The organism is Pseudomonas viridiflava (assembly GCF_900184295.1).
GTDB classification, from domain to species: domain Bacteria; phylum Pseudomonadota; class Gammaproteobacteria; order Pseudomonadales; family Pseudomonadaceae; genus Aquipseudomonas; species Aquipseudomonas viridiflava.
In genome coordinates this window covers 1,004,165-1,016,288 of sequence record NZ_LT855380.1, presented here as the reverse complement: position 1 = coordinate 1,016,288, position 12,124 = coordinate 1,004,165, and the positions used below count along the sequence as shown (strand labels likewise).

At 59.5% G+C, this 12,124-nt stretch carries 9 protein-coding genes and 4 tRNA genes; 5 read left to right on the top strand and 8 right to left on the bottom strand.

From position 1 onward, the window contains the following. Nucleotides 1–72: 72 nt before the first annotated feature. A complete protein-coding gene (locus tag CFBP1590_RS04910; protein ID WP_088234572.1) occupies nt 73–852 on the top strand; it encodes a substrate-binding domain-containing protein in 780 nt (259 codons plus the stop codon). Between the two features lie 209 nt (nt 853–1,061). Here CFBP1590_RS04910 and CFBP1590_RS04905 read toward each other — a convergent pair. The 7 genes from CFBP1590_RS04905 to rluD all read right to left on the bottom strand — a co-directional run bounded on the left by CFBP1590_RS04905 (nt 1,062) and on the right by rluD (nt 6,223). Continuing rightward, nucleotides 1,062–1,138: transfer RNA gene (locus tag CFBP1590_RS04905), tRNA-Pro, on the bottom strand. A gap of 97 nt (nt 1,139–1,235) precedes the next feature. Next, nucleotides 1,236–1,311, bottom strand: a tRNA-Lys gene (locus tag CFBP1590_RS04900). A 5-nt stretch (nt 1,312–1,316) separates the two neighbouring features. Continuing rightward, nucleotides 1,317–1,393: transfer RNA gene (locus tag CFBP1590_RS04895), tRNA-Pro, on the bottom strand. A gap of 29 nt (nt 1,394–1,422) precedes the next feature. Next, nucleotides 1,423–1,498, bottom strand: a tRNA-Asn gene (locus CFBP1590_RS04890). A 295-nt stretch (nt 1,499–1,793) separates the two neighbouring features. Further along, a complete protein-coding gene (gene clpB / locus CFBP1590_RS04885; protein WP_004884076.1) occupies nt 1,794–4,358 on the bottom strand; it encodes an ATP-dependent chaperone ClpB in 2,565 nt (854 codons plus the stop codon). Nucleotides 4,359–4,535: 177 nt separating this feature from the next. Then, nucleotides 4,536–5,264 (bottom strand): peptidoglycan editing factor PgeF, encoded by a 729-nt coding sequence (gene pgeF, locus CFBP1590_RS04880; RefSeq protein ID WP_088234571.1) that lies wholly within the window; start codon nt 5,262–5,264, stop codon nt 4,536–4,538. Then, nucleotides 5,261–6,223: a 23S rRNA pseudouridine(1911/1915/1917) synthase RluD gene (rluD, locus tag CFBP1590_RS04875; protein ID WP_004884074.1), complete on the bottom strand. Its 963-nt coding sequence runs from the start codon at nt 6,221–6,223 to the stop codon at nt 5,261–5,263. The genes pgeF and rluD overlap by 4 nt, the downstream gene beginning before the upstream one ends. A 149-nt stretch (nt 6,224–6,372) precedes the next feature. Here rluD and CFBP1590_RS04870 point away from each other — a divergent pair, with 149 nt between their 5' ends. The 4 genes from CFBP1590_RS04870 to CFBP1590_RS04855 all read left to right on the top strand — a co-directional run bounded on the left by CFBP1590_RS04870 (nt 6,373) and on the right by CFBP1590_RS04855 (nt 10,683). Then, nucleotides 6,373–7,395, top strand: coding sequence for an outer membrane protein assembly factor BamD (locus CFBP1590_RS04870; protein WP_004884073.1), 1,023 nt, complete (start codon nt 6,373–6,375; stop codon nt 7,393–7,395). Between the two features lie 123 nt (nt 7,396–7,518). After that, nucleotides 7,519–7,758 (top strand): PP0621 family protein, encoded by a 240-nt coding sequence (locus CFBP1590_RS04865; protein ID WP_080665289.1) that lies wholly within the window; start codon nt 7,519–7,521, stop codon nt 7,756–7,758. After that, nucleotides 7,748–9,340 carry a sensor histidine kinase gene (locus tag CFBP1590_RS04860; RefSeq protein WP_088234570.1) on the top strand — a complete coding sequence of 531 codons (1,593 nt, stop codon included), beginning with the start codon at nt 7,748–7,750 and terminating at the stop codon, nt 9,338–9,340. The genes CFBP1590_RS04865 and CFBP1590_RS04860 overlap by 11 nt, the downstream gene beginning before the upstream one ends. Before the next feature lie 2 nt (nt 9,341–9,342). After that, nucleotides 9,343–10,683 carry a sigma-54-dependent transcriptional regulator gene (locus tag CFBP1590_RS04855; protein ID WP_088234569.1) on the top strand — a complete coding sequence of 447 codons (1,341 nt, stop codon included), beginning with the start codon at nt 9,343–9,345 and terminating at the stop codon, nt 10,681–10,683. A gap of 323 nt (nt 10,684–11,006) precedes the next feature. On the opposite strand, the gene thiO is transcribed toward CFBP1590_RS04855, so the two are convergent. Then, nucleotides 11,007–12,119: a glycine oxidase ThiO gene (thiO, locus tag CFBP1590_RS04850; RefSeq protein WP_088234568.1), complete on the bottom strand. Its 1,113-nt coding sequence runs from the start codon at nt 12,117–12,119 to the stop codon at nt 11,007–11,009. Nucleotides 12,120–12,124: the final 5 nt, after the last annotated feature.

The window sequence follows — 12,124 nt, the reverse complement described above, 5'->3', positions numbered from 1 at the left end:
TCAAACGCTCTGACTGGCGATTCACTGCCTGTCCAGAATAACCTTCCTCTTTGTTATCGAGACGAATAAGAGATGAAATTGCTCCCTACACGTCACCTCACGATGCTTTTCGCTGCATGTGCTGCTTTCAGTGCAACCGCTCAGGCCGAAGCACTCAACGTGATGACCTCTGGCGGCTTTACCGCCGCATACACGTTGCTGGGTCCTCAATACACGGCCTCAAGCGGCGACACGCTGACAACGATCCTCGGCCCTTCGATGGGCAAGGCACCCGAAGCCATTCCCAACCGACTGGCGCGTGGCGAGCACGCCGACGTGGTCATCATGGTGGGCTATGCGCTGGATGAGCTGATCAAGCAGGGCAAAGTCGACCCTGCCTCACGCGTGGAGCTGGCTGATTCGCGCATCGGGATGTCAGTCAAGGCAGGTGCGCCAAAGCCGTCCATCAGCACTGATGCCGAACTGAAACAAGTGCTTCTGAATGCCAAATCTGTCGCGTACTCGGACAGCGCGAGCGGGGTTTATATCGAGAAAGAGCTGTTCAAGAAACTGGGTATCCAGGAGCAGCTCGTGCCAAAAAGCAAAATGATCGAGCGCATTCCCGTCGCGTCAGTGGTTGCCAAGGGCGACTACGAAATTGGCTTCCAGCAGGTCGCCGAATTGATGCCTGTACCGGGCGCAGCCTTCGTCGCCAAAATTCCAGAGGATGTGCAATCGGTGACTCGCTACGCCGCGGGCATTCCGGTCAATGCAGATCATCCGAAGCAGGCAAAAGCACTGCTCGCTTACCTGTCGTCACCCAAGGCGCAACCGGCTGTGCAGTCGACCGGGCTGGATTCCGTGCCGCACTAACACGACAGGATTTTTCTGAGAGGACGACGGCCTCACCAAAGCGCTGGCGCTTGTGGGGGCGTCGCCTGGGAGAGTTGGCCAGCGGCTGAGGCAACCAGACCATTTTTACTGAGAAACAAAAAAGGCGTCCCGAAGGACGCCTTTTTTGTTGGACTCAAGACCACTGTTCTTGAGTCCTGATCTTCAACCCTGATACAGCCGGGCGAAAATGGTCGGGGTAAGGGGATTCGAACTCCTGACATCCTGCTCCCAAAGCAGGCGCGCTACCGGACTGCGCTATACCCCGATGATGCTAAAAAGCACCTCGTAAGAGGCGCTTTTTATTTGGATGATGCTTGTGGCATCACTCCCTAAGATCCAGCCAGATACAAACTAGCCAAAAATGGTGGGTCGTGTGGGATTCGAACCTACGACCAATTGGTTAAAAGCCAACTGCTCTACCAACTGAGCTAACGACCCAAATATGGTCGGGGTAAGGGGATTCGAACTCCTGACATCCTGCTCCCAAAGCAGGCGCGCTACCGGACTGCGCTATACCCCGACTGAAACATCATTGAACCTTGCGAAATCTGGCTCCACGACCTGGACTCGAACCAGGGACCCAGTGATTAACAGTCACTTGCTCTACCAACTGAGCTATCGCGGAACTATCGATTTCAGATTCAACGTTACCACTTGCCGCATTGAAATCACATCGCTGTTAACTCTTTGATTTCAATCTCAATGACGTTTGCGCTTCGTTTGTATCGTTGCGTTCACGTCTCTGAGGCGCGCTATTCTACAATTTTAAAAACACCTGTCAACCCTCTAAATTGCTTTTTAAGACAATGATTTGCGATTTTTTTTCAGATCGCCTTTCAGGGCTGATTTTGCTGCGCACATCACCCTCAACAAAAAGGCTCCCACTCGGGCAGCCCTCCTTTATAAGGCAACAGGCCTGATCAGGCAAACACGATCTCGTCGTCGACTACCCGACCAGTGATGCCGGTGCCGGGTACGAAGCTGCCCGACAGGATGAGCTGCGCCAGCGGGTTTTCGATCCAGCGCTGAATCGCACGCTTCAGTGGGCGTGCGCCATAGACAGGGTCGTAGCCAACGGCAATCAGCTTGTCCAGCGCCTCAGGGCTCAGCGTCAGAGAAAGCTCGCGCTCGGTCAGACGCTTGCGCAGGCGATCCAGCTGGATGTCGGTGATACCGGCAATCTGATCACGCGCCAACGGCTCGAAGATCACCACTTCGTCGATACGGTTGATGAACTCCGGCCGGAAGTGCGTACTGACAGCATCCATCACCGCTGCACGCTGCGCCTCGCGATCCCCCACCAGCTCCTGAATCTGCGCCGAACCCAGGTTGGAGGTCATGACGATCACGGTATTGCGGAAATCCACCGTACGGCCATGGCTGTCGGTCAGACGGCCGTCTTCCAGCACCTGCAACAGAATGTTGAACACATCTGAGTGCGCCTTCTCGACCTCGTCGAGCAGGATCACCGAATACGGTTTGCGACGTACGGCCTCGGTCAGGTAACCGCCTTCCTCGTAACCGACATAACCCGGTGGCGCACCGATGAGCCGCGCCACAGAATGCTTCTCCATGAACTCGGACATGTCGATCCGCACCATGGCCTCTTCGGTGTCGAACAGGAACTCGGCCAGCGCCTTGCACAGTTCGGTCTTGCCCACGCCGGTCGGGCCGAGGAACATAAACGAACCGCTTGGACGGTTCGGGTCGGACAAGCCCGCACGCGAACGGCGCACGGCGTTCGACACAGCGACCACGGCCTCTTCCTGACCGATCACCCGGTTGTGCAACAGGGTTTCCATCTTCAACAGTTTTTCGCGCTCGCCTTCCAGCATCTTGGAAACCGGGATACCGGTCCACTTGGACACGACTTCGGCGATTTCTTCCTCGGTCACTTTGCTGCGCAGCAACTGGTTCTCCGGTTTACCGTGCTGATCGACCATCTGCAGGCTGCGTTCCAGGTCCGGGATGATCCCGTACTGCAATTCAGCCATGCGGTTCAGGTCGCCACGACGGCGTGCCGCTTCAAGCTCCTGACGCGACTGCTCGATTTTCTGCTGGATCTGCGCCGAGCCGGTCACTTCGGCTTTTTCAGACGTCCAGATTTCCTCCAGATCCGCATATTCCAGCTCCAGGCGCTGGATATCGTCCTGAAGCTTGTCCAGACGCTTGATGGCCGCCTCGTCCTTCTCTTTCTTGAGCGCCTGGGCTTCCACTTTCAGCTGGATCAGGCGACGCTCAAGACGGTCGAGCACTTCCGGCTTGGAGTCGATTTCCATCCGAATGCGGCTGGCGGCTTCGTCGATCAGGTCAATCGCCTTGTCGGGCAGCTGACGATCCGTGATGTAGCGATGGCTCAGCTTCGCCGCCGCGATGATCGCACCATCGGTGATAGCGACCTTGTGGTGGACTTCGTAGCGCTCTTTCAGGCCACGCAGAATCGCGATGGTGTCTTCTTCGCTCGGCTCGTCCACCAGCACTTTCTGGAAGCGTCGCTCAAGCGCTGCATCCTTCTCTATATATTGGCGATACTCGTTGAGCGTGGTCGCACCCACGCAATGCAGCTCGCCGCGCGCCAACGCCGGTTTGAGCATGTTGCCCGCGTCCATCGAACCTTCGCCCTTGCCGGCGCCGACCATGGTGTGCAGTTCGTCGATGAACAGGATGATCTGGCCTTCCTGCTTGGACAGCTCGTTGAGCAGCGACTTCAGGCGCTCTTCGAACTCACCACGGTACTTGGCACCCGCAATCAGCGCGCCCATGTCCAGCGACAGCAGACGCTTGCCGCGCAGGCCATCAGGCACTTCGCCGTTGATGATGCGTTGCGCCAGACCTTCGGCAATGGCGGTCTTGCCCACGCCGGGTTCGCCGATCAACACGGGGTTGTTCTTGGTGCGGCGTTGCAGAACCTGAATCGTGCGGCGGATCTCGTCGTCACGGCCAATCACTGGGTCGAGCTTGCCTTCTTCGGCGCGCTTGGTCAGGTCAACGGTGTACTTGTCCAGCGCCTGACGTGACTCTTCGACGTTGGGGTCGTTGACCGCCCCGCCGCCACGCAGGTTGTTGATGGCATTTTCCAGCGCCTTCTTGCTGACGCCCTGCCCCAGCAGCAACTTGCCGAGCTTGCTGTTCTCGTCCATGGCGGCGAGCAGCACCAGTTCACTGGAAATGAACTGGTCACCCTTCTGCTGAGCCAGGCGATCAGCCTGATTGAGCAGGCGCGCCAGTTCCTGCGACATGTTGACGTCGCCGGTCGGGTTCTGGATTTTTGGCAGTTGATCGAGCTCTTTGCTCAATTCCTTGCGCAGGCTGTTCACGTCGAAACCTACCTGCAGCAGCAGAGGCTTGATCGAGCCGCCCTGTTGTTCAAGCAATGCCTGCATCAAATGCGCAGGCTCAATGGCTGGGTGGTCGAGGCCCACTGCCAGCGATTGTGAATCTGATAACGCTAACTGTAATTTGCTGGTCAATCTGTCGATACGCATAGTCACCTTCCTTTAGAGCAGGCCGGAGCAATGAACACACCTGTGACGAAAACCTGCTGAAACACTTATGGATGCGCAATAGATGCGGGCAATTCTGCGTGTTTCAAGACTGACTCGATTGATGTGGATCAGCCTCACGCTCAGGCAAGCCTAGCTGGCTTGCGCAAAAGAGCAGTGTCAGGCGTGATCGATCCAGATCAGCGAGGCAAATCGGCCGGTACGGGCTGCACGGCGATAGGAGAAGAAGCGCGAATCGGTGAAGGTATCGAACCCGCCACCATAAACAGAAGAGATGCCATGCGCCGCCAGCCGCAGGCGCGCCAGCGTATAAATGTCGGCCATGAATCGACCGGCGTTGGCACTGGCGATGAACGCTTCGGCGGTTTCAGCATGCTGACTGACGAAGGCTTCGCGAACCTCTGGCCCAACTTCGAACGAAGGCTGACCGATTGCAGGGCCAAGCCAGACCATCACGTCCTCAGGCGCAACCTGCAGGCTGTCGGCTGTCGCCTCCAGAACACCTGCTGCCAGACCACGCCAACCCGCATGCGCGGCAGCGACCCGAGTGCCGTCACGGCGACAGAACAGCGCGGGCAGGCAATCGGCGGTCATGATGGTGCAGGCGACGCCGGGCGTGTCCGTCCAGCTGGCATCGGCTTCCATGACGCACGAAGGATCCGCATGCGCAACGACCACACCATGCACCTGGCGTAACCAGGCGGGCTGGACGTTGAGGGTAGAGGTCAGAGCAGAACGATTGCTGGCAACGGCCTGTGGGCTGTCGTCAACGTGATCGCCGAGATTGAAGGTATCGAACGGAGCCTGACTGGCCCCGCCCGAGCGGGTGGTGACGCAAGACTTGATCTGGGCTGGCGCGGGCCAGTCAGGTATCAGCCAGTCATTCACCCGATGAACGCCTCGCGGTCCTGTTTGAGCAGCGACAGCAGCCAGACGAAGTCGTCAGGCAGTGGCGATTCCCAGCTCATGCGCTTGCCAGTGATCGGGTGATCCAGCTCCAGGAAGCGCGCATGCAATGCCTGACGCGGGAAGGTCTTGAGCGAATCGACCATGGTCAGGCTGGCAGCAGGCGGAATGCGGAAACGACCACCATAGGCAGGGTCGCCGACCAGCGGGTAGTTGATGTGCGCCATGTGCACGCGAATCTGGTGCGTACGGCCGGTCTCCAGCTTGACCCGCACATGGGTGTGCGAACGGAAGCGCTCCAGCACACGGTAATGACTCACCGCCTGCTTGCCGCCTTCCATCACCGCCATGCGTTGACGCTGCTGGCCGTGACGGCCGATCGGCGCGTCGATCTTGCCGCCTGCGGTCACAACACCGATCACGATGCATTCATAAATACGGCTCACGCTGCGACTCTGCAACTGGGTGACCAGTTGGGTCTGCGCCTGAATCGTCTTGGCGACCACCATCAGACCGGTGGTGTCCTTGTCCAGACGGTGCACGATGCCGGCGCGCGGAACATTGATGATGTCCGGCACGTGGTGCAGCAGGGCATTGAGCAGCGTGCCGTCGGCGTGACCGGCAGCCGGGTGCACCACCAGGCCCGCAGGCTTGTTGATGACCAGAATCTGGTCGTCTTCGTAGACGATATCCAGCTCGATGTCCTGAGCGACCCATTCACCCTGGGCCTCCTGCTCGGCAATCAGTTCAAGAATGGCACCACCATGCACGATGTCACGCGGGCGCAGAACGCCACCGTCCACAGTCAGGCGGCCGTCCTTGATCCAGGCGGAAAGGCGCGAGCGCGAGTGCTCAGCGAATAATTGTGCGGCGACTTGATCGAGGCGTTGACCGCCCAATTCGGACGGCACCTCTGCGCGGAGTTCTATATTTTCGGACATGACCAGACTAGGTGGCGGCTAGCCTTTGGTTTCGGCAGCGCGCTTGTGGTTAAATACGGCGTCTTTTGTCCCGCCGGTATCGCGGGGCGCTCATCATAACAGGACGGCCCCGCCCAAGACAGCAGGCCGTTATAGGGACGCAAGCCGCCATGCAAGTGAAACACCTGCTGCTGATCGCCATCCTCGCATTGACTGCGGCCTGTTCGTCGAAGGAAGTCATCGACGAAAACCTCAGCGAAGTCGAGCTGTACCAGCAGGCGCAGGCCGACCTGGGCAATAACAGCTATAACAGTGCCACTGAGAAGCTCAAGGCGCTGGAATCTCGCTATCCGTTCGGTCGCTACGCCGACCAGGCCCAGCTTGAGCTGATCTACTCCAACTACAAGAACGGAGAACCGGAAGCAGCGAAATCTGCCGCCGAGCGCTTCATTCGTCTGCATCCTCAGCATCCGAACGTCGATTACGCCTACTACATGAAGGGCCTGACCTCGTTCGACCAGGACGTCGGCCTGCTGGCGCGCTTCCTGCCGCTGGACCAGACCAAGCGTGACCCGGGGGCTGCCCGCGACTCGTTCAACGAGTTCGCGCAACTGACCAGCCGCTTCCCGAACAGCCGTTATTCGCCCGACGCCAAGCAGCGCATGATCTACCTGCGCAACCTGCTGGCTTCGTACGAAATTCACGTGGCTGACTATTACCTGACCCGTCAGGCCTACGTCGCCGCCGCCAACCGCGGTCGTTATGTGGTCGAAAACTTCCAGGAAACGCCGTCCGTCGGTGATGGCCTGGCCGTCATGGTCGAGTCGTACCAGCGTCTGCACCTCGATGATCTGGCAGCGACCAGCCTCGAAGTCCTGAAAACCAACTACCCGAACCATCCGCAGCTGGACAACGGCGAGTTCACCCCTCGTCAGGCCGAAGCGGACAACCGTTCGTGGCTGTCCAAGGCGACGCTGGGCCTGATCAGCGGCAGTGCGCCGCTGCCACCGGGTGAAACCCGTGCCGATCAGGACATCAAGAAGCAGTATCAGGAAGCCAAGGACGCCATCCCGAAAGAGCTGCTGCCGGAAAACCAGGCAGAGCTGGACGAACAGGCCGAGAAAGAAGCCGAAGAGAAAGGCACCAAGAGCCGTTCCTGGTTCAGCTACATGACACTGGGTCTGTTCGACTGATTCGAACCCGGCTCACGAAAAAAGAGGCCTTCGCAAGGCCTCTTTTTTTATGCGCATTCGCCTCTGTCCGCCCGCCTGCTCCTTGGCTACACTGCGCAGACTCAACTCACTAAGCTGGTAGTCATGCTTCGGTTATTAATGTGGGCCGCGTTGATCGCGGTGGTGGTCTGGTTCATCAAGCGGCTGCTCAATCCCCCGAAACCAAAATCACGTCCGGCACCGCCCGACACCACCGCAGCGCCCATGGTGCGTTGCGCCCAGTGCGGCGTTCATCTTCCTCGTGACCGAGCATTGAGCCAGGAACAACAATGGTATTGCAGCGAGGCGCACAGGCTAGAAGGCCCGGCGGCACGTGACCGCTGAGCCCCTTTCGCTCGGCAGTGCCCAAGCGCAACGGATCCTGCGGCTTTATCACCTTTATCGCCTCGTCATCGGCGTCCTGCTGGTATCGCTGATTTCCAGCAGCCTGGACACCGAACTGTTGCAGATGGCCAACCCGAACCTGTTTCGCGCAGGCTGCTGGCTGTATCTGGTGTCCAACATTCTGGTAGTGGTGCTGCTGGAGCGGCCGAGTCGTCAGTCTCACCTCTTCAGTCTGGCGCTGGCAGACGCGATCATGCTGTCTGGCCTTTTCTACGCAGCAGGCGGTCCTTCGAGTGGTATCGGCAACCTGCTGATCGCCTCGGTCGCGATCAGCAATGTGCTGTTGCGTGGCCGCATCGGGCTGCTGATCGCGGCAGTCTCGGCCATCGGCATCATCTACCTGACCTTCTACATCAGCCTCGGGACGCCATCGGTTTCCAGCGACTACGTGCAGGCTGGCCTACTGGGTGCCATGTGCTTCGCGGCCGCCATGCTGGTGCAGGCACTCACGGCGCGCATGCTGAACAGCGAAGTGCTGGCCAAGCAGCGGGCTGCCGATGTCGATAACCTCGAAGAACTCAACGCCCTGATTCTGCAACGCATGCGCACCGGCATTCTGGTACTGGATGCGCGCCGTCAGGTGCTGATGGCCAATCAGGGCGCGCTGAACCTGCTCGGGCATGAGCAACTGGTCGGCGAAGTGATCGACCATTACTGCCCGCAATTGGTGGATCGCCTGCGCCACTGGCTGATCAACCCGGTCATGGTGCCACGCAGTCTCTCGACTTCTGCCATCGGGCCAGAGCTGCAACCCAGCTTTGCGGCGGTCAACCGAGGCGATCAGTTGCAGACCCTGATTTTCCTGGAGGACCTGTCGCAGGTCGCCCATCAGGCACAGCAGCTCAAGCTTGCCGCACTGGGCCGCCTGACCGCCGGCATCGCTCATGAAATCCGCAACCCGCTCGGCGCGGTCAGCCATGCAGCGCAATTGCTGAACGAGTCGGAAGAATTGACAGCACCGGACCGTCGTCTGGGGCAGATCATTCATGACCAGTCACGGCGGATCAATCTGGTTATCGAGAACGTGCTGCAACTGTCCAGACGACGCGAAGCCCAGCGCGAACTGCTTGACCTGAAAAACTGGCTGGAGAACTTCGTGGCGGAGTTTCGCAGCACCGCCCTGCCTGACCAGCGGGTCGAGACCGAAATCGGTGTCGGCATGCTGACCACGCGCATGGACCCCGAGCAGTTGAATCAGGTGGTCACCAACCTGCTGCAGAACGGCCTGCGCTACAGTCGTCAGCACCACTCCACCGCGCAGGTGCTGCTGAGGCTGTATCACGACCGCAAAAGCGATCTGCCGACGCTAGAGGTTCTGGATGACGGCCCCGGCGTCAGCGAGAAGCACCTGAGCAGATTGTTCGAACCGTTCTTCACCACCGAAAGCAAAGGGACGGGCCTTGGCCTCTACCTGTCGCGCGAGTTATGCGAAAGCAATCAGGCCCACCTGGACTACGCCCCTCGGGAAGGCGGCGGCAGTTGCATGCGGATTACCTTCGCCCACCCGTTCAAACCGAGCTGAACATGACCCCACGGCAAAAGATCCTGATCGTCGATGATGAGCCGGACATTCGCGAACTCCTGGAGATCACTCTGGGCCGGATGAAGCTCGACACCCGCAGCGCCTGCAATGTCGCCGAGGCACGCCAGTGTCTGGCTCGAGAAGCATTCGACCTGTGCCTGACGGACATGCGCCTGCCGGATGGCAACGGCCTGGAGCTGGTGCAGCATATCCAGCAGAACTTCGCTCACGTCCCGGTGGCGATGATCACCGCGCATGGCAGTCTGGACACCGCTATCCACGCGCTCAAGGCCGGTGCGTTCGACTTCCTGACCAAGCCGGTGGACCTCGGTCGCCTGCGTGAGCTGGTCAACAGCGCGCTGCGCCTTACGCCCGTCGTGCAGCCTATACGCGCTCTGGACAACCGCCTGCTGGGCGACTCGCCGCCCATGCGCATACTGCGCGGCCAGATCGCCAAACTGGCGCGCAGTCAGGCCCCCGTTTACATCAGCGGCGAGTCCGGCAGCGGCAAGGAGCTGGTGGCCAGGTTGATTCACGAACAAGGCCCACGTGGAGAAAAACCCTTCGTGCCGGTCAACTGCGGCGCCATTCCTTCCGACCTGATGGAAAGCGAATTCTTCGGGCATCGCAAAGGCAGCTTCACCGGTGCCCATGAAGACAAGCCGGGGCTGTTCCAGGCGGCGCAGAACGGCACGCTGTTTCTGGACGAGGTGGCCGATCTGCCGCTGGCCATGCAGGTCAAACTGCTGCGCGCGATACAGGAGAAGTCCATCCGCAGCGTCGGCGGCCAGCAGGAACAGGTGGTGGATGTACGGATTCTCTGTGCAACCCATAAGGACCTGAACGTAGAGGTGGCCGCAGGACGCTTCCGGCAGGATTTGTATTACCGATTGAACGTCATCGAGTTGCGCGTACCGTCGCTGCGTGAGCGTCGTGAAGACATCGACCAACTGGCCGCCATCGTCCTGCAGCGTCTGGCGACCAACAGCGGGCTGCCCGCCGCCAGACTCGACGCCCAGGCACTGGATACGCTGAAAAACTATCGTTTTCCCGGCAACGTTCGTGAGCTGGAGAACATGCTGGAGCGCGCCTACACGCTGTGCGAGAACGACGAAATCCATGCGTCCGACCTGCGCCTGACCGAGTCTGCAAGACCACAGGAAAGCGACGGCCCGAACCTGGCCGACATCGACAATCTGGAAGACTATCTGGAAGGCATCGAGCGCAAACTGATTCTTCAGGCCCTGGAAGAAACCCGCTGGAACCGCACAGCGGCGGCCCAGCGACTGAGCCTGTCATTCAGGTCGATGCGTTATCGGTTGAAGAAGCTGGGACTGGATTGAGCGGGAAGGCGCGGGTGTTCATTGGCCTCTGACACAGTGCTGTGTCGCTGCGAATACCGATTGTGGGAGCGGACTTGTCCGCGAAAGCAGTATTTCAGCCACTGCATATGCTTCGGATGTACCGGCCTTTTCGCGGACAAGTCCGCTCCCACAAAACCGCGTTTCTTCAGTGGCTTACAGGTTGTTTGATAAGAGGCGGCTTGTCGGCGATGGCGTCAGTTCAGTCACCCATATGGCGTCTGGAAACCCGCTTCGCCGGCAAGCCGCCTCCCACAAAAACCGCGTCTATCCAGCAAGTTATATTTTATCGACGAAAGCGCAGCTCATATCCGGGCGGGCGTCATACGCCCTTGCGGTGCATACGGCGCCGGATCAATGATCGGCTCATGCTCCAGTAATAAATCAGCGAGCAACTGGCACGACGCAGGCGCCAGCACCAGGCCGTTGCGGTAATGACCGCAGTTGAGCCACAGCCCTTCGAAGCCGGACACGGGGCCAATGAATGGAATGCCTTCCGGCGAACCCGGACGCAATCCCGCCCACTGAGCAACTGGCTCGGCGTCCGCCAATGCTGGAATCAGCTCGACAGCCGAGGCCTTGAGGCTTTCAAGCGCCACATCAGTCGTGGTCTTGTCAAAACCCGCGTGCTCCAGCGTGCTGCCAATCAGGATATGCCCGTCACGCCGAGGAATCGCGTATCGCCCTTTCGCCAACACCATACTGGGCAGGAAATCCGGCGCGCACTTGTAGAGGATCATCTGGCCTTTGACGGGCTCGACCGGCAGCTCCAGGCCAAGGTGTTTCAGCAGGTCACCACTCCAGGCGCCCGCAGCAAGAATCACCCGGTCAGCGAGCACATCGCCCGACGTCGTCTTCACGCCCTCGATTCTGTCATGACGACGCACGAAGCCAGTGACCTCGCACTGCTCGCGAATCTCGACATTCGGCATCGCCAGCAAGGCGGCCTTGAGGGATTTGACCAGTCTGGGGTTACGCACATTGGCCACGTCAGCCATATGGATGGCCCGGGAATACCCCTGCCCGAGCACCGGCACCGCATCATGCACCGCTGAAATATCAACACTGCTCAGCGGCCGGTTTTCCCGTACCGCCCAGTCGAGCGCCTGCTGTTCGTCATCCAGGTCCAGCCAGTACAAACCGGTGGTATGAACTTCCGGATCAAGACCCGTCTGCTTGAAAAGCCGTTCCCCCAGATGCGGATAGAAATCCTGAGACCAGTGCGCCAGCGCGGTCACTGCCGGGCTGTAGCGCCAGGGGTACAACGGAGAGACGATCCCCCCGCCCGCCCACGAGGACTCGAGCCCCACGCCTGACCTGTCCAGCAGCACAACGCTCATATGCGACGATGCCAGATTGAAGGCCGTCAACAAACCGATCACACCACCGCCGACGATCACTACGTGTTGCTTGGGCATTTTGC